The sequence below is a fragment of the Pacificoceanicola niger genome, from assembly GCF_048553275.1.
In the GTDB taxonomy this organism is placed as follows: domain Bacteria; phylum Pseudomonadota; class Alphaproteobacteria; order Rhodobacterales; family Rhodobacteraceae; genus Pacificoceanicola.
Genome location: NZ_JBLZMW010000002.1, coordinates 337,049 through 354,349 on the forward strand (window position 1 = coordinate 337,049; position 17,301 = coordinate 354,349).

Here is a 17,301-nt window from a genome sequence, read left to right on the forward strand (position 1 = left end):
GTGCCAAGGCAGAGCCGACGCCCCGATCATGGCGCAAAATCCGGCTGACGGCAGCTCGGGACCGCGAAAACGCATTTTGTACCAAACTCGCCGAATTTTGTACCAAACGTCCGAATCGCCCGGGAATCGCCACCATGCGGCGTCTGGTATTTTGTACTGAATCTGGCGAATTTTGTACCGAAATCCGGACCGCCCGTTGCGCGCGCGGTCCGGTCATATGTGGGTAACCCGGCGTGCGTTGCGCCCCGTTTCTTGGCCCTCCGCGCGCTCAGCGCCCGCGCCAGATCCAGCCGCCACCAAAGATACGCGTGCTCTCCGGATCGTAGAAAACACAGGCCTGACCGGGGCTTACGCCCTCTTCCGGGGTCAATAGCTCGACCTCCGCCTCGGTTTCCGAGAGCGGCCGAACGATGGCCTCGCGCGGTGGCCGGGTCGAGCGCACCTTGACCGACAGATGCCATTCCTTGCGCGCCGTAAACGGCTCATCCCCAAGCCAATTGATCTCCCGAACCGGGATCACCCGCGTCGCCAGCATTTCTTTCGGGCCGACCACAACCTGCTTTGTGTCCACGTCCAGCCTGACCACATAGAGCGGTTCGCTCAGGCCCCCGATCCCCAGGCCCCGGCGCTGGCCGATGGTGTAGTGAATCACGCCGTTGTGCTCGCCCAGAACACGCCCGTCCGCATGGACAATCTCGCCCGGTTCCGCCGATCCGGGGCGCAGTTTCTCAATGACTGCGGCGTAATTTCCGTCCGGCACAAAGCAGATATCCTGGCTGTCGGGCTTGTCCGCGACAGCCAGCCCATACTTCGCTGCCAGCGCGCGGGTGGCATCCTTCGACGGCAAATGCCCGAGCGGAAAGCGCAGATAATCGAGCTGGTCAGGGGTCGTGGAAAACAGGAAATAGCTTTGATCGCGGTTGCGATCCTCGGCGCAATGCAGCTCCGGACCCTTGTCGCCCATCTTGCGCTGGATGTAATGGCCGGTGGCCATACAGTCCGCTTCGAGGTCCCTGGCGGTCTCCAGAAGGTCCTTGAATTTCACCCTTTCGTTGCAGCGGATGCACGGCACGGGCGTAGCGCCGCCGAGGTAGCTTTCGGCAAATTCGTCGATCACCGCATCGCGAAAGATGTTTTCGTAATCAAGGACATAATGGGGGAAGTTCATCTCCTCCGCGACGCGGCGCGCGTCGTGAATGTCAATGCCCGCACAGCATGCCCCCTTCTTGGCCAGCGCCGCGCCGTGGTCATAAAGCTGCAGCGTGACGCCGACCACGTCGTAGCCCTCTTCCTTGAGCTTGGCGGCCACGACCGAGCTGTCGACGCCGCCGGACATGGCAACGACAACGCGGGTTTCGGACGGCGGCTTTGGCAGGCCCAGCGAATTGAGAGGGGCCGGATCGAGTGGCATGACGGTTCTCCTTGGATAAGGGCGGAATATAGGAAAATTGGAGATACTCTCAAGGGGCTGCTTTTAGGCGGTGTTAAAGGCTGCGTGTTTGATTGTCCGACAAGATGATCGAGGGAATGACAAGCATGTATCTTAAGAAGATCAATGGCCCGCGGGCGGTCAAACTCCCCGATGGCACGGTCATGACCCGCGCTGACCTGCCACCGGCGGAAACACGGCGATGGGTTGCCTCGCGCAAGGCGGCGGTCGTAAAGGCTGTGCAATTCGGCCTGCTGACCAGCGAGCAGGCCATGGACCACTATGCACTGAGCGCAGAGGAATTGATGTCCTGGGTCCGCGCTGCAGCGCGGCACGGCGAAGAAGCGCTCAAAGCGACGCGCGTGCAGAAATACAGACAACCCGAAGTTGAATAGCGCAAAAAAATTTGTTACTGCTTAACGTGGTAATCCCGCGTTAACTATTTTCCGACAGGTTGAACACAACCCCGAGGAACAAGTTGGAGACTTTCAATGCGCATTCTACTGGTAGAAGACGATCCCACCACATCCAAGAGCATCGAACTGATGCTGTCTCATGCCAATCTGAATGTCTATGCGACGGATCTTGGAGAGGAAGGCATCGATCTCGCCAAGCTCTACGATTACGATTTGATCCTGCTGGACTTGAACCTTCCCGATATCAACGGCCATGAAGTTCTGCGTCAGTTGCGTGTCGCGCGTGTCGAGACGCCGATCCTGATCCTCTCCGGTGACGACGATACTCAGAGCAAGATCAAGGGTTTCGGCTTTGGCGCTGATGACTATATGACCAAGCCCTTTCACAGGGATGAACTCATCGCGCGCATCCACGCAATCATCCGCCGGTCCAAGGGTCATTCGCAATCCGTGATCCGCACGGGGAAGATCTCGGTAAACCTCGATGCCAAGACGGTGGAGGTCGGCGGCAAGTCCGTGCATCTGACCGGCAAGGAATACCAGATGCTTGAGCTGCTCAGCCTGCGCAAGGGCACCACACTGACCAAGGAAATGTTCCTTAACCATTTGTACGGCGGGATGGACGAGCCGGAACTCAAGATCATTGATGTGTTCATCTGCAAATTGCGCAAGAAGCTTTCCGAAGCGACAGGTGACGATAACTACATCGAAACGGTCTGGGGCCGCGGTTACGTGTTGCGTGATCCGGAACCGAGCCTTGATGAACCCAAGCGCCTCGCGGCCAGCGCCTGACGCTGGACCTTGCCTTGATGCGCGCCTATCACTTGGCAAAGTGACTGGGCGCGAAGGACGAGGCAATGGCGGACAAGGCGGTTGACACGCTGAGCGAAGAAGATGCGCGCGATGAACTGGCTGGACTGGCGGATAAACTCGCTGCTGCCAATCGGGCGTATCACACGAACGATGCACCGGAACTGACCGATGCGGAGTATGATCGTCTCAAGCAGCGAAATGCGCAGATTGAAGCACGGTTCCCGCATCTGAAGCGCTCCGACAGCCCAACCGAGCAGGTTGGCGCCGCGCCATCCGACGGGTTTTCCAAAGTTCGCCACGTGGTCCGCATGATGTCGTTGTCGAATGCATTCGACGATGCGGATATTGCGGATTTCGATTCCTCCGTGCGGCGCTACCTCGGCCTCGGGACGGACGATCCACTGCGCTACAGTGCGGAACCGAAGATTGACGGTCTGTCATTGTCCTTGCGATATGAAAACGGACGCTTGGTTCAGGCCGCTACGCGTGGCGATGGAGCCGAGGGCGAGAACGTCACTGCTAACGCGCGGACAATCGACGATATCCCAGCGCGCTTGCAGGGCGCGCCGGAAATTCTGGAAGTCCGCGGCGAAGTGTACATGAGCCACGAGGATTTTGCCGCGTTGAACGCGCGGCAGGCCGCACGTGGTGGAAAGAGCTTTGCCAATCCCCGCAATGCGGCGGCTGGCAGTTTAAGACAATTGGACGCGAGCATCACGCGGGATCGACCACTGCGTTTTTTTGCTTACTCCTGGGGAGAGCTCTCCGAACCTCTGGCCGAAACGCAGATAGAGGCCATCGCGCGTCTCAAGGCTCTCGGATTTCAGGTCAATCCCCTGACCGCTCTCTGCGATGGTCCGCAGGAGATGCTTGAACATTACCGCAAGATTGAGGCACAGCGCGCAACCTTGGATTATGACATCGATGGCGTGGTGTATAAGGTAAATGACCTTGGATTTCAAAGCCGTATGGGTTTTCGGTCGACCACGCCACGCTGGGCCATCGCGCATAAATTCCCGGCGGAGCTTGCCTGGACACGGCTTGAAGGCATCGACATACAGGTGGGCCGAACCGGTGCGCTTTCGCCGGTCGCGCGCCTCTTGCCAGTTACCGTCGGCGGGGTCGTCGTTTCCAACGCGACCTTGCACAACGAAGACTACATTGCCGGACGTGACAACGAGGGCAACGCGATCCGCGAGGGCAAGGATATCCGCGTCGGGGATTGGGTTCAGGTTTATCGCGCCGGCGACGTGATTCCGAAGGTGGCGGATGTGGATCTGTCCAAACGTCCGGAAGGCACGACGCCTTTCGGTTTTCCGCAGACCTGTCCGGAATGCGGTTCGGACGCCATCCGCGAAGCGGGCGATGCCGTTCGGCGGTGCTCCGGCGGCATGATCTGCCCTGCGCAGGCTATTGAAAAAATGAAACATTTTGTTTCTCGTGCGGCTTTCGATATCGAGGGCCTGGGCGCAAAACAGGTTGAGCAATTCCATACGGATGGCTGGATCAAGGAACCTGCGGATATATTCGAGCTGAAATCTCGCTATGGGTCTGGCTTGCAACAGCTCAAGAATCGGGAAGGCTGGGGCGAAAAATCTGCCACGAAACTGTTCGACGCAATTGATGAGCGCCGCCGGATTCCGCTTGGGCGGGTCATATTTGCGCTTGGCATCCGACATGTCGGCGAAAGCGCGTCGAACCTTCTCGCGCGCCACTATGGGTCGTGGAACAATTTCGAACGGGCGGCGGTGGAGGCCGCGCCGATGGAGGGCGCCGCCTGGGATGATCTTCTATCCATCGATGGCGTAGGCGCCGTCATGGCACACTCGCTCGTTTCGTCAATGAACCAAGAGGCAGAGCGCGCGTCGATTGACCGATTGGTGGCCCATCTCGACATTCAGGACGCGGAGCGCCCGAATACCGATGATAGCCCGGTCGTGGGCAAGATCGTGGTCTTTACCGGAACGCTGGAAAAAATGACCCGCGCCGAAGCCAAAGCCCGCGCCGAGGCGCTCGGCGCAAAGGTCTCGGGCTCTGTTTCCGCGAGGACCGATATCGTCGTGGCAGGTCCGGGTGCGGGCAGTAAGGAAAAAAAGGCGCGGGATCTGGGGCTTATGGTTCTTGACGAAGACGGCTGGCTGGAGCTGATCGGCGCATGAGCGGACGACCGGAGGCACTGTTTCCGCTGTTTGCGGATCTCAAGGGATTGGACGGGGTCGGGCCAAAAACTGCGCAAGCCCTGGAACAGCTGAACATCGTGGCGCCGCGCGATTTGCTGTTCACTTTGCCGCATTCCGCCGTCGACCGGCGGTTGCGCAGTTCGGTGCTTGGCGCGGATCTGCCTGGGATCGTGACTGTCGACATCACGGTTGGCCAGCATCGTGCGCCGCCGAAACGCGGGGCACCGTACCGGATCGAGGTGGATGATGCTGAAACCCGGTTTCAGCTCGTATTCTTCCACGCCCGTCCTGAATACCTGTTGAAACAACTGCCGTACGGAGAGCGCCGGGTGGTTTCCGGACGGGTCGAACTCTTCGACGGCGTGCCGCAAATGGTGCATCCGGATCATATACTTGAACTCGGAACGGGGGAGGGTCTACCGGATTTCGAGCCGGTCTATCCGCTCACTGCCGGCGTTACGCAACGGATCATGACGCGCGCGGTGGCCGATGCGTTGACCCGCCTGCCGGAGCTCGCGGAATGGATAGATCCCGAGCAGCGCAAGCGGGAGGGCTGGCCGGGATGGGCGGAGGCTGTTCGGCAAGCCCATGACCCGCAGGGGGTGGCGGCATTGGCCCCGACTGATCCCGCCCGGGCCAGATTGGCCTATGATGAATTGATGGCGCACCAGATGACGCTTGCCCTTGCGCGGGCGGAGCGGCGACGCAGCCGGGGGCTCGTCTCCGTGGGCGATGGACGACTGCGATCGAAGGTGCTGAAATCCTTGCCGTATCGCCCCACAGGCGCGCAAAACCGCGCGATGGCGGAGATCGCGTCTGATATGGAACAGCCGGAAAAGATGAATCGCTTGTTGCAGGGCGACGTCGGAGCGGGAAAAACCCTGGTTGCGTTCATGGCTTTGCTGATTGCGGTCGAAGCGGGCGGTCAGGGTGTCATGATGGCGCCGACGGAGATTCTTGCACGGCAACATCTGGAAGGGCTTCAGCCTATGGCTGAATCGGCTGGCGTGGTTCTCGAACTGCTGACCGGCCGCGACAAGGGGCGCGAGCGGGAGGCGAAGCTGGCCGCTCTTGCGCGGGGCGATATCCAAATCCTTGTCGGCACCCATGCGGTCTTTCAGAAAGACGTGGTTTTTCAGGATCTTCGGCTGGCTATCGTGGATGAGCAGCATCGCTTTGGCGTGCGCCAGCGGCTCGAACTGGGCCAAAAGGGGCAGGGCGCAGACGTGTTGGTGATGACGGCAACGCCGATCCCGCGCAGTCTGGCTCTCGCGCAATACGGCGATATGGATGTCTCAATCCTTGACGAAAAGCCGCCGGGCCGAAAGCCGATCAAGACAGCCTTACTCTCGACCGAGCGCATGGATGAGGTGATCGAGCATCTGCGCCGCGCGATTGCTGAAGGCCGGCAGGCGTATTGGGTCTGTCCTCTGGTCGAAGAGAGCGAGGCCTCCGACCTGATCGCGGCCGAAGCGCGGTTCAAGCGCTTGCGCGCCGTTCTTGGCGAAGAGCATGTCGGGTTGGTTCACGGGCAGATGCCGCACGATCAGAAGGATGCGGCCATGGCGGACTTCGTGGCCGGCCGGATCAGCGTTCTTGTTGCGACAACGGTGATCGAAGTCGGGGTGAACGTCCCGAATGCGTCGATCATGGTCATCGAACGGGCTGAGATCTTTGGCCTAGCGCAATTGCACCAGTTGCGCGGTCGCGTTGGCCGCGGCGACGCGGCGTCGACGTGCCTGCTGATGTATCAGCCGCCGTTGGCGGAGGGCGGTCTCAAACGGCTGACCACTCTGCGGGAGACGGAAGACGGGTTTCGGATATCGGAAGTCGATCTTGAAATGCGGGGGGCAGGCGATCTGATCGGCACTGCGCAAAGCGGTTTGCCACAGTTCCGCGTTGCGGATCTGGAACGTCAGGCAGGTTTGATGGCCGTGGCGCAAAGTGATGCGCGCAAATTGCTGGCGGGGGACCCGAAGTTGAAGAGCGATCGCGGGAAGGCGGCCCGCCACCTGCTCTGGCTTATGCGGCAAGATGAGGCCATTCGCCTGATCGGTGTCGGCTGATTTATCATGATTTCAAACGTTTATGATCAGGACGCGCGCGCCGGGGGAAGGCGGCGCGCGCTGCGATGTTCCGGAGGGGAAGTCCGGTTTCGCGTAATCAAACTGAAGAGCGAAAAGAGAACTGTTCCAGTTTGTTCCTATTTGTTCTCATAAAGTTCTTTACAATAGGTAAAGGATGTGAGAACAAAGTGGCAACTAAAGGGAAGTGGGAGCAAATATCATGATTGATACCGTCAAATCCGTTCTGAGCCGGCAGACTGCAACCCTTTGGCAGGACGCGCTTGGAGCCATGTCGCTTTTGGTAATCCTCATGGGAGTGCTGCACCTGCCGTCATTGATCTGATTTTCTGCCTGCGTTTTCGTGCTTTTGGCCACGGTGCCACATCATCCTGTCCCCGATGTGCACACCAGTCCCCATGGGGTGCCTGCCTGCACCCATACGGCCCGATAGCACACGACGACGCGCCACTGACCGCCGCCTCCTCTGGAGCGCGGCGGTTTTTTTGTCAAAATTTGTAGGCTAGGCGCAAGCCTCCCCAGTGTCGGCCACGCACCTTGATCGGGGCCGACAGGTCCTTCATCATTGCAAAAGCGCCACCGCCCATGTCCCGGCGGTAGACTTGCAGCAAAAATGGCTGCTCGTTGCGTCCGGCTTTGAGGCCCACCCGGTCGTCAAAGATTCGCCGGTTTCTGCAGTTTGCAGCGTTCCAGACTGGATCGTCGCTCTGCGGCTTTGCGAATTTGGGGTTATGCGTCGGCAGGTAGCCATTTCGGTCGACCGCTGCGCAGAAAACGATGCGATCATCCCTCTCCAGGACAGGCTCCTGAATGCCCGGAAGGATCGCATCGGCCAGATCGGTGAACCCGGTGCGCACCTGTTCCGGGTTGCTGCCCGGTATGGGGCGGTACTGCGCGTCAAACAGCTGCTGCTCGCTGATCCGTCCGCTTGCCACGGCCTTTTCGAAGGCCTCGCTGATCCGCCCGGCAAGGTCCTGGACTATGGTAATCATCGGCCCGTCTTCGCCGTTTCCGCCGATCGCAACCACGTCCTGCAGGATCGATTCCGATGTATCTACGAGCTTTTCGCTGCGTTTGCTGGCCTCGTCGACCCCTTCGGCGACCTCAGTGACCGATGTGGCGATTTTATCGACCGCCGTGGTTACGCTTTCAACCGACTTGCGCGCCTGGCCGGCCGCGTTGGTCAGGGAATGTGCGTCACTCTGGAGCTCTTCCACACGATGTTCGATCATGTTCAGTGCGCGATCTGCATCCACGCTCGTGTTCAGGACAGCGGCAGCATTGCTTGAAGTCTGCTCCGCACCTCGATGCAATGTGCTCATCCAATCCGACAACTTCTTTACCGTCGCGGAGATCTTGTCGGCGGCGTCGCTGGTTTTCTGGCTCAATTCATTGACTGCATCGGCGACGATGGAAAACCCTTTCCCGGCATGTCCGGCACGCGCAGCCTCGATCTTGGCGTTCACAGCAAGCAATTTCACCTGCCAGGAGATATCCGCGATCTCGGAATTCGATAGTTGTACCGCGCGCAACATGTCCTCGACTTCGGGGCCTTGCGCGTGAACCGATCGCACCCATTCTGCAAGGGACTGAGACTGTATCCCGTTTTCCGTCAGCATCGTCGTGGATTCGCGCACGCGCACCAGCGTTTCGTCCGCCGCCGCCGACATACGTTCAGCAGCCTCCAGCATTGCAACGCTGCTGTGCGATAAGTCCCCGGTGTTGCGGATGATATGGTCCAATCCGGAAATCTGGGCGCGGCACCGTTCGTCCAGTTCGCTCAAAAAGCCGCCGATTTCCACCATGTCGCGGCCAAGACTGGTGGCGTCACTGCTCAGTGCCGCCAGTCGCTCATCCCGATCAGGGACCGAAAGGGTCCTGGGTCGCTCCATTCTGTCTTCCTCGATTTGCCCAAGCTGACAGGTATCGGGAAAAGACAAAAATAGGCTTAAGCGCTGTGTGCTTCCCGAACCTTGGAGCACGCCTCCGCGGCAGCCTCGATGGAGAGCAGGATGGAGGCGTGGCGATTTTTGTACGCCGTTGCGGGCCGGAGCACCTCAAGGCCGTCAAATGGGGCCGCAGGGGCAGGGCCGTCGGTCTTCAGCATGTTGCGCAGGGCATCCCGCGCGTCGATGATCTGTTGCTCGGTACATCCTATGATTGCCGATCCGATCACCGATGCGGCGGCTTGTCCGAGAGCGCAGGCCTTGACGTCTTGCGCATAGTCGCTGACGCGTCCGTCTTGCATCGACAGGTCCACGGTTACGGTCGAGCCGCAGAGCGGTGAGCGTTTCTTGACAGTTGCACCGGGATCGTCGAGCCGGCCGAGATGCGGGATATCCGCCGCCAGTTCGAGAATGCGGCTCGAATAGAGCTTGATCAGATCAGTCTCGGCCATGGCGTCTTTCCCTTTCCTCGTCGTCCCCTTAGATAGGCTCGAACATGTCCCAAGCAAAGGTTTTTTGCCCATGTCCTTCGATCCTGCGACCTTGGTCTATGATTCAAATGGCCTGATTCCCTGCATCGCCCAGGCTGAGGAAGATGGTGCTGTCTTGATGATGGCCTGGATGACTATGGATGCAGTTAAGATAACACTTGAAACACGACGCGTAACCTACTGGTCCCGTTCTCGGAAAGCGTTTTGGATCAAGGGTGAGACGTCGGGCCACGTACAAGAGCTTGTCGATCTGCGAGTCGATTGTGATCGGGATTGCCTGTTGGCCATTGTTCGGCAAAGCGGCCCGGCCTGTCACACTAAGCGGCGGTCTTGTTTCTATACATCCGTGGTCGATGGCGAAACGGAATTAATGAAACCGATGCTCTAAAGGCCAACCATGGTTCGAATTTCTTCTGGGGAGACGCCATCGTCGCGGTACCTGGAAATCGCGCGTGAGTCGTCGCGCTTTGCGAGGCGCTTGCCCTGTTCGTCCCGGATCAGCCGGTGATGAGTGTAGCGGGGGGTCTTCAGACCCAGCAAGTGTTGCAGCACAACGTGTATCATCGTCGCGTCGAACAGGTCTTTACCGCGGATGACATGGCTGACGTCTTGGGCTGCGTCATCAAGCACGACGCTTAGATGGTATGATGCTGGAAAATCTTTTCGGGACAATATGATATCGCCGACTGTTGATGTCATGTCTGCCGGTGTAAAATGAATGCGTTTCGCTTTGTTTCCTGTGAGCAAATCGACTTCCTCAAAGCTGAACGCATGATCTGCCCCGAGCCCGGCGAGCGCCTTGCTCATGTCCAGACGGAGAGCTTGTCCGTCTGGTGGCGCCAGAGCGTTCGAGGCCGTCTTTGCGCGGCACGTGCCGGGATAGATCAGCCCATCCGGTCCAAAGGCGGGCTCTCCGCCTTCCTGCGGTGCGCTTGCGGCGGCAGCGATGTCGCGTCGTGTACAGGTGCAGGGGTAGAGAAGGCCGCGCTTCCAAAGGGTTAGAAGGGCGCTGTTATAGGACGGAATGCGGTCCGACTGGCGCATGGGGGGCGCGTCCCAAGTGACGCCAAGCCAGGCTAGATCGTCGTAAATCTTTTGCTCCCATTCCGGACGGGAGCGGCTTCGATCAATGTCTTCAATACGCAGCACGAAGGTGCCGCCCGTTCTGCGCGCGGCGTCATGCGCAAGAAGCGCCGAATAGGCATGGCCAAGATGCAGTGGCCCCGTCGGCGACGGGGCAAACCGCGTGATCATTGGCTGGCAAGCCATTCTGACCATACGGCTTTTGCCCGGTCCGTGTAGGCCTTGTAACGGTCCTTGCGACCGCGCCGCCCACCCTTGATGCCACTCTCTTCAAGCGGCCGGAACAGGCCGAAATTTACATTCATTGGCTGGAACGTCTTGGCCTCCGCGCCGCCAGTAATGTGGTGGATCAAGGCACCATGGGCGCTGTCTTGGGGAACCGAAGGGATGGATTGCCCCAGCAACTCCAAAGCCGCATAACGGCCAGCCAAGAGCCCCATCGCGGCGCTTTCGACGTAACCCTCGACACCGGTGACCTGTCCGGCGAACCGTATGTTCGGTTTGGAGCGCAGGCGCATCTGGTTATCCAGCAGGGTCGGGGAATTCAGGAAGGTGTTTCGATGGATGCCGCCAAGACGGGCAAATGAGGCGTCATTCAAACCGGGAATCATTTTGAAAACATTGGCTTGCGCGCCATACTTCATCTTCGTCTGGAAGCCGACAATATTGTAGAGCGTTCCAAGAGCATTGTCCCGACGCAGCTGCACCACCGCAAAAGCCTTTTGCTCGGGGTTGTGCGGATTGGTCAGGCCAACAGGCTTCATCGGCCCGTGGCGTAGAGTCTCGCGGCCGCGTTCGGCCATGACTTCGATCGGCAGGCAGCCATCGAAGTAACCCGCCGTTTCGCCTTCATGAAATTCCGTTTTGTCGGCTGCGAGGAGGGCGTCGATAAAGGCTTCGTACTCGTCTTTGGTCATCGGGCAGTTGATATAGGCCTTTTGCTCTTCCTCCGTCTCGCCCTTGTCATAGCGTGACTGCCTCCAAGCCACTGACATGTCGATACTTTCCGCATAGACAATCGGAGCAATCGCGTCAAAGAAGGCCAGGCGGTCGGCCCCTGTTTCCGTCTGAATGGCCTCTCCCAGCGCCGGTGAAGTCAGCGGGCCCGTGGCAAAAATCCACTGGCCTTCATCCGGCAGATCAGAGACTTCTTCGTATGAAATCTGTATGTTGGGGAGCGCTGTTAATGTGCGTGTTACTTGTTCGGCGAAGGCGTCCCGGTCCACCGCCAAAGCTCCGCCAGCGGGCAGACGGTGGTCGTAGGCCGTGCCCATGATCAACCCGCCCGCCTGACGCATCTCCCAGTGCAAAAGGCCCACCGCGTTTTGCTCGGAATCGTCCGATCGGAACGAGTTCGAACAAACCATTTCTCCAAACATTCCAGTTTGATGGGCAAATGTCTTAACCTTGGGCCGCATCTCGTGCAGCACGACGTTTACGCCCAGTTTAGCCGCCTGCCAAGCGGCCTCGGACCCGGCCATTCCGCCGCCGACGATGTGGAGTTCTTTTGTCATGCTGCGCACATAAGCCAAGTCAGGGGTCCTGCCAAGAGGGGCCAGAGCAAGCGGCTGCGTGCCTTGAGGACCTGTCAGCTCCAGTCCGGCTTGCGCTTTTCGAGGAAGGCTCTAATCCCCTCGTCGGTGTCGCGCCAGAGCATGTTTTCGACCATGACATCGCCGGTGAAGGCATAGGCTGCGTCGAGGTCCATTCCGATTTGGTCGTAGAACGCGCCTTTGCCGATTTTGACCGCAGCGGTGAGCTTGCCTGCGACAGTCTCGGCCAAGGTGCGTGTTGCATGCTCAAGGTCTTCCGGCGCAACGACAGAATTGACCAGGCCCAGCTGCTCCGCTTTTGCCGCATCAATGAATTGCCCAGTGGTCAGCATCTCGAACGCCTTCTTGCGCGGGATATTTCGCGACAGCGCGACCATGGGCGTGGAGCAGAAGAGCCCGATGTTGACGCCGTTGACGCCAAAGCGCGTACCCTCCGCCGCGACGGCCATGTCGCAGGAGGCGACCATCTGGCATCCGGCGGCGGTCGCTATCCCATGGACCTGTGCAATCACAGGCTGAGGCAAGCGGGTCAGGCCGCTCATCACCGAAGCGCAACGGGTGAACAGATCCTTGAAATAGGCGGCGCCCTTGTCCTCGGCCTGCCGACCGGCTTGCATCTGCTTCAGGTCGTGCCCGGCGCAAAAGGCCTTGCCGGCGCCGGAGATGATGACGACGCGGGTCCCGCGGTCCTCGCGAAGCGCGTCGATCTGCATCTGAAACGCCGCAAGCATCTCATCCGAGAGGGCATTGAGCTTTTCGGGTGCGTTCATCCGCAGGTGCGCGATGCCGTCGGTGTCGTGGCGTTCCAGAAGTTCCATCTTGTCCTCCCCGTTTCCACCAGCTTAGCTGTGAAAAAAGCGGGAGGACAAGCGGTGGACTTGAAAGTCGGCAAAGAAGAGATGGAAGCATTCCTGGGAGAGGTTTTTCCCCAAGTCAAAGGCATGTTCGGGATCGACCGGTTGGACGAGTCTGTGCTGGTGATGCGACTGCACGCCGATGAGCGGCACCTGCGGCCCGGGGGCACGGTGTCTGGCCCGGCGATGTTTTCGCTCGCCGATGTGGCGGCCTATGTGGCGACGATGGCCTTTGTCGGCAAACAGGCTTTGGCGGTAACCACGCATTGTTCGATCGATTTCATGCGCAAACCGGAGGCGGGCAAGGACGTGTTGGCCGAAGCGAGGGTGCTGAAGCTGGGGCGGGCGTTGTCGGTCACCGATGTGCTGCTCTACAGCGAGGGCAGTGACAAGCCGGTGGCGCACGCCAGCCTGACTTATTCGATCCCGCCAGCCAAAGGCTGAACCACGTTCTCGCCCCGTCGCAGCGTGCGCACCCGGATGTCCTCGGTTCTGAAAATCCGGGCGAGGACGGGCAGGGCGCGGTGCGGTTCGGCATGGCCGCAAAGGAAGATATCAAAGGCGCCGTAGGCGATTTCGGGCCACGTGTGTACGGTGATGTGGCTTTCGGCGAGCACCGCGACCCCGGTGATCCCTTGCGGGGAAAACCTGTGCGTGTGCAGGTGCAGAATGGTCGCGCCGCAGGCCAGGGCCGCATCGCGCAGGGCTGCCTGGACAAGCGGCTCGTCATCGAGGCCGAGTCCGCCGACGACGTCCACGATCAGATGCTTGCCTGCATAGGCCACGCCATCTTCGCAGGCAAAGTGATCGGGGCGGGGCACGGGGGCGGTGTCTTTCACGCGTCAGGTCCGGGTGGTTGTGATTGCTGGCATCCTATCACGGCTGACCGCGAAAAAAAGGCGCGGGGAGCCCGCGCCTTCAGTTTGTCTGACAGGAACAGGGTCAGCCCTGCCAGAACATCCGGGTTGCTTCACGGTGGGCGGTCCGGCGGTCGAGGCCGACGTCACGCAGCTGATGGGGGTCGAGTTGGGCGAGGGCCTTTCGGGTTCGGCTGCGCTGCGCCCATTTCGCGGTTACGACTGCAAGGCGAAGAGCGATCGACGCCACCGGCGGGAGCGGGTGTGCCGTGTCGAGGAAGGACAATGCGTCGCGTGTTGCAGTCTGTGTCATGGTGGGCTCCTATTAATTGTATTGACACAAATAGCCGTCATTCGGTACATATCTTGATACACTGGAGGCTTTGTCGGGTCGAGGGAAACATTGTTATGGATACAATTTTGACACGCTGCGATCTGACTGGTGGCGGGCCGAAGTACCGGGCTGTGACACTGGCGATCCGGGACGCCATTGCTGCGGCAGAGCTCAGCGAAGGCGATAAGCTGCCGCCTGTGCGAGAACTGGCATGGAAGCTGGGTATTACGCCGGGAACCGTGGCGCGGGCCTATTCGATCCTGACCGATGAAGGGGTGTTGCTCGCCGAGGTCGGGCGCGGCACCTTCGTGGCCGGTCCGCTGGCTCCGGTGGCAAGCATCAAGTGGAACAGGTCTCATACTGCGGAAGATACTGATCAGGTGAGTCTTTTTTCGCCGAAGCTCCCGGATGTGGGGCAGGTGACCTTGATCCGGGATGCCTTTGCCCGTCTGTCGGATCGTCCGGCGGCAGACTTGTTGAACTATCCGACGTCCAAAGCGTTTGCCCCGGCGCGCCGGGCGGTGCTGCGCTGGCTTGATGGGTCTGTACTGGGCCGTGTCGACGAACAGGATATCGTGTTGAGTCACGGCGGGCAGTCGGCGATTTCAATGGTCATGCAGGCGGTTCTGAAAGGCGCGCGACCGGTGGTGATGGTCGAAGAGCTGAGCTATCCGGGATTTCGCCGTGCAGCGGAGCTGATGCGCGCCGCGGTCGTCTCTGTCCCGATGGACGAACACGGAATTGTACCGAGCGCTCTGGAAAAGATCGCCCGCAAGCATGATGCGCAACTGCTTTGTACCAGTCCCGAAGTGCACAATCCGACGGGGCTTTGCACCCCGGCCTGGCGGCGGGAGGAAGTCGCAGCCGTGGCACGGCGGACCGGCTTTCACGTCCTGGAGGACGATTGTTATCGGCTGGGCCGGGCCATCGCGCCGTCGTATCGGTCGTACCTGCCGGAACAGGGATGGCACATCTCGTCCTTTTCCAAATGTCTCACGCCATCATTGCGGGTGGGGTTCGCGGTTGCGCCAGAGCCACACCGGGCAACGTTGCGGCGTACCGCAGAGCATGGATTTTTCGGGCTCGCCTGCCCATTGGCGCAGGTCACGGAAGATATCCTGACCCGTGATGAGACCTATGAACTCATGGACAACGTGCGCGCGATGTTTGGCCGCTATGTGCGCTCGGCGGTGAATGCCCTCGGCGGCTATGATCTGCGGTGGCATGAGGATGTGCCGTACCTGTGGTTGACGCTGCCGGAGGGGTGGCGGGCGAGCACCTTTGTGCAAGCGGCTGAGGCTGAGGGCGTCCAGCTGCGCAACGCCGATGAGTTCGCCCTGCGCAACGGCAGTGCGCCGCATGCGGTGCGGCTTGCCATCAATGCGCATGTCTCGCTTGGCAGTTTCGAGGCCGCCATGGGGCGGCTGCGGGCGCTTTTGGACAACCCGCCGGAGCGGATCGCCGTTTGACATGTCACAATCAGAACGAAAATGGGAGTATTGGGCATGATAGAGCTTCCTGAGCGGCTTTCAGGCACGATTTTAGACCTGTCTCCTCTTCTCCCATCGGATGAGCAGGCGTTGACCGAGGCGGCGTCCGATCCGCTGATATGGGCCGGGCACCCCGCAATAGAGCGGTACAAACCGCAGGTCTTCGCGCCCTACTTCTCCACGCTGCTCAGTCTTGGCGGCACGCTTGTCGCGCGGGACAAGGCGGGGCAGGTGATCGGATGCTCGCGCTATTATGATCCGCCGGACGCGCCCGGGGAGGTGGCGATTGGCTACACCTTCCTTGTTCGCGCGCATTGGGGCGGCGCTGCCAATGGACAGATGAAGCGGCTCATGCTGGAGCATGCCTTTGTGCAGGTTTCCGAGGTCTGGCTGCACATTGACCCGGTCAACATTCGCTCGCAGAAAGCGACCGCGCGGATCGGGGCCGAGCATGCGGGTACCGGGCCGCTGCTCATGGCAGGCAAATCCGCGCTCCGGCAATCTTGGCGGATCAGGTGGGCGGACTGGCGGGCCAGGGTCGAAGAGCGATGACGTTCTGGGCAAGCTGCCCTTGTTTGCATGCGCACAGGGCGTCTGCACCGGGAGGGAATTATTGACGCGAAGTCCCGCTACGCAGCGCGCCACGAATATGTTACTTAGATCCGAGTTTACCGTATGGATGAGTGAAATGGATACCGTCAAGAAGACCACCGCGGGCGCGCTTCTGGCACTGGCCCTCGGCTCCGGTGGCGCGCAGGCCGCGACGCTGAGCGTGCAGGAGTCCCTCGGCACCTTCAACCTCGTGACACAGGCCTACAGCGGCAATCAGGAAGTCGAGGGCCGGACATATGTCGGCAGCACCCTGTCCGGGGTCACTGGGCAATTCGGCTTTGCCGCACCGGCGGACGGCGCAGGATACGCAGAGTTGAGCGTAAACGGAGACGTGGTCAACAGCACGATCAACCTGCAGACCGGCGATACGGCGCAGATCTCCGGCGCACTTGTCAACGCGACCGTGAACAATGGTGCCGCTGTCACCGGTGCGAGCGGCCTGCCGGAGTTCGATTTTGCCGCGTTTCTCGCGGAATCGCAGGCGCTGGCGGCCTATGACAACACCACGGGCACGAACCTGTCGGATATGAACAACAAGAAATTCGGTGGCGCCAGCGTGGTCAACGCGACGCTCGCGGACCTCGCAAGCGGCGGTTACTCTTTCGATTACAGCCATGGCGGCACGGTGATCGTGAACGTCTCCGGCACCATCGGAAGTTTCGGTATGAACCCGCTTGGCGGGGCCACGGACGATGCGCCGAACGTGTTGTGGAACTTTTATGAGGCCACGTCGATCAGCGTGAATTCGGTGATCGAGGGGCATATCCTCGCACCGCTGGCCACGATGTCCGGGTTCAATGGCTCCACCGAAGGGTCCGTGATTGCCGCGGCGGTGAACCTGACCAATGGCGAGCTGCACCAGACCGCTTGGTCGGGAACGATCCCGGTCATCGAGAACTACGCGCCGGTGCCGTTGCCTGCCTCCGGGCTGCTGCTCATTGGGGCGATTGGCGCGCTGGTGATGCGCCGCAAGACCCGCGCCTGACCGGTCAGACGCCGGGCAGGCTGCACAGGGCGGGGGAAACCCGCCCCTTTTTCGTTGCGGCAGATGGATTGAGGTGAATTTTTGGGGTAAAATGATACCTTTATTGCAAGCATCTGTTTTTAATGGGAAAATTAAAGGTTTCGCCGCTTGACTGGCGGTTCAGCATCGTTATAA

At 60.1% G+C, this 17,301-nt stretch carries 18 protein-coding genes; 10 read left to right on the forward strand and 8 right to left on the reverse strand.

Features of this window, described 5'->3' with window-relative positions; translation table 11 throughout:
- Window positions 1-268 precede the first annotated feature (268 nt).
- On the reverse strand, window positions 269-1,411 hold the full coding sequence (gene mnmA, locus ACN2XU_RS04240) for a tRNA 2-thiouridine(34) synthase MnmA (RefSeq protein WP_419409154.1): 1,143 nt from the start codon (window positions 1,409-1,411) through the stop codon (window positions 269-271).
- A gap of 125 nt (window positions 1,412-1,536) precedes the next feature.
- On the opposite strand from mnmA, the gene sciP reads away from it, so the two are divergent.
- From sciP to ACN2XU_RS04265, 5 genes are all read left to right on the forward strand, one after another.
- Window positions 1,537-1,824 carry a CtrA inhibitor SciP gene (gene sciP, locus ACN2XU_RS04245; RefSeq protein ID WP_419409155.1) on the forward strand — a complete coding sequence of 96 codons (288 nt, stop codon included), beginning with the start codon at window positions 1,537-1,539 and terminating at the stop codon, window positions 1,822-1,824.
- Between the two features lie 96 nt (window positions 1,825-1,920).
- The gene (gene ctrA / locus ACN2XU_RS04250) at window positions 1,921-2,637 is read left to right on the forward strand and encodes a response regulator transcription factor CtrA (RefSeq protein WP_419409156.1); all 717 of its coding nucleotides are present in this window, start codon (window positions 1,921-1,923) and stop codon (window positions 2,635-2,637) included.
- Between the two features lie 65 nt (window positions 2,638-2,702).
- Window positions 2,703-4,817, forward strand: coding sequence for an NAD-dependent DNA ligase LigA (gene ligA, locus ACN2XU_RS04255; RefSeq protein ID WP_419409157.1), 2,115 nt, complete (start codon window positions 2,703-2,705; stop codon window positions 4,815-4,817).
- Entirely contained in the window at window positions 4,814-6,904 is a 2,091-nt protein-coding gene (gene recG / locus ACN2XU_RS04260; RefSeq protein ID WP_419409158.1) for an ATP-dependent DNA helicase RecG, read from the forward strand. The genes ligA and recG overlap by 4 nt, the downstream gene beginning before the upstream one ends.
- A 220-nt stretch (window positions 6,905-7,124) precedes the next feature.
- Complete coding sequence (locus tag ACN2XU_RS04265; protein ID WP_419409159.1) at window positions 7,125-7,247, forward strand: hypothetical protein; 123 nt, start codon at window positions 7,125-7,127, stop codon at window positions 7,245-7,247.
- A gap of 163 nt (window positions 7,248-7,410) precedes the next feature.
- Here ACN2XU_RS04265 and ACN2XU_RS04270 read toward each other — a convergent pair whose 3' ends face one another.
- Window positions 7,411-8,814 carry a methyl-accepting chemotaxis protein gene (locus tag ACN2XU_RS04270; RefSeq protein WP_419409160.1) on the reverse strand — a complete coding sequence of 468 codons (1,404 nt, stop codon included), beginning with the start codon at window positions 8,812-8,814 and terminating at the stop codon, window positions 7,411-7,413.
- A gap of 56 nt (window positions 8,815-8,870) precedes the next feature.
- Entirely contained in the window at window positions 8,871-9,320 is a 450-nt protein-coding gene (locus ACN2XU_RS04275) for an iron-sulfur cluster assembly scaffold protein (protein WP_419409161.1), read from the reverse strand.
- Between the two features lie 70 nt (window positions 9,321-9,390).
- Between ACN2XU_RS04275 and hisI the strand changes: the two genes are divergently transcribed.
- Window positions 9,391-9,747 (forward strand): phosphoribosyl-AMP cyclohydrolase, encoded by a 357-nt coding sequence (gene hisI, locus ACN2XU_RS04280; protein ID WP_419409162.1) that lies wholly within the window; start codon window positions 9,391-9,393, stop codon window positions 9,745-9,747.
- Here hisI and gluQRS read toward each other — a convergent pair.
- The 3 genes from gluQRS to ACN2XU_RS04295 form a co-directional block, all read right to left on the reverse strand.
- Window positions 9,744-10,613 (reverse strand): tRNA glutamyl-Q(34) synthetase GluQRS, encoded by an 870-nt coding sequence (gene gluQRS / locus ACN2XU_RS04285; RefSeq protein ID WP_419409163.1) that lies wholly within the window; start codon window positions 10,611-10,613, stop codon window positions 9,744-9,746. The genes hisI and gluQRS overlap by 4 nt on opposite strands.
- A complete protein-coding gene (trmFO, locus tag ACN2XU_RS04290) occupies window positions 10,610-11,956 on the reverse strand; it encodes a methylenetetrahydrofolate--tRNA-(uracil(54)-C(5))-methyltransferase (FADH(2)-oxidizing) TrmFO (RefSeq protein WP_419409272.1) in 1,347 nt (448 codons plus the stop codon). Before trmFO ends, gluQRS begins: the two co-directional genes overlap by 4 nt.
- A 74-nt stretch (window positions 11,957-12,030) precedes the next feature.
- Entirely contained in the window at window positions 12,031-12,813 is a 783-nt protein-coding gene (locus ACN2XU_RS04295) for an enoyl-CoA hydratase (protein ID WP_419409164.1), read from the reverse strand.
- 54 nt (window positions 12,814-12,867) lie between these two features.
- Here ACN2XU_RS04295 and ACN2XU_RS04300 point away from each other — a divergent pair, with 54 nt between their 5' ends.
- Complete coding sequence (locus ACN2XU_RS04300) at window positions 12,868-13,293, forward strand: PaaI family thioesterase (protein WP_419409165.1); 426 nt, start codon at window positions 12,868-12,870, stop codon at window positions 13,291-13,293.
- Here the strand turns inward: ACN2XU_RS04300 and speD are convergent.
- On the reverse strand, window positions 13,266-13,688 hold the full coding sequence (gene speD, locus ACN2XU_RS04305) for an adenosylmethionine decarboxylase (RefSeq protein ID WP_419409166.1): 423 nt from the start codon (window positions 13,686-13,688) through the stop codon (window positions 13,266-13,268). The genes ACN2XU_RS04300 and speD overlap by 28 nt on opposite strands.
- A 103-nt stretch (window positions 13,689-13,791) precedes the next feature.
- A complete protein-coding gene (locus ACN2XU_RS04310; protein ID WP_419409167.1) occupies window positions 13,792-14,019 on the reverse strand; it encodes a DUF1127 domain-containing protein in 228 nt (75 codons plus the stop codon).
- Window positions 14,020-14,114: 95 nt separating this feature from the next.
- On the opposite strand from ACN2XU_RS04310, the gene ACN2XU_RS04315 reads away from it, so the two are divergent.
- The 3 genes from ACN2XU_RS04315 to ACN2XU_RS04325 all read left to right on the forward strand — a co-directional run bounded on the left by ACN2XU_RS04315 (window position 14,115) and on the right by ACN2XU_RS04325 (window position 17,127).
- Window positions 14,115-15,509 (forward strand): aminotransferase-like domain-containing protein, encoded by a 1,395-nt coding sequence (locus tag ACN2XU_RS04315; protein ID WP_419409168.1) that lies wholly within the window; start codon window positions 14,115-14,117, stop codon window positions 15,507-15,509.
- Window positions 15,510-15,545: 36 nt separating this feature from the next.
- Complete coding sequence (locus ACN2XU_RS04320) at window positions 15,546-16,082, forward strand: GNAT family N-acetyltransferase (protein ID WP_419409169.1); 537 nt, start codon at window positions 15,546-15,548, stop codon at window positions 16,080-16,082.
- A 136-nt stretch (window positions 16,083-16,218) separates the two neighbouring features.
- Window positions 16,219-17,127 carry a collagen-binding domain-containing protein gene (locus tag ACN2XU_RS04325; protein ID WP_419409170.1) on the forward strand — a complete coding sequence of 303 codons (909 nt, stop codon included), beginning with the start codon at window positions 16,219-16,221 and terminating at the stop codon, window positions 17,125-17,127.
- Window positions 17,128-17,301 lie beyond the last annotated feature (174 nt).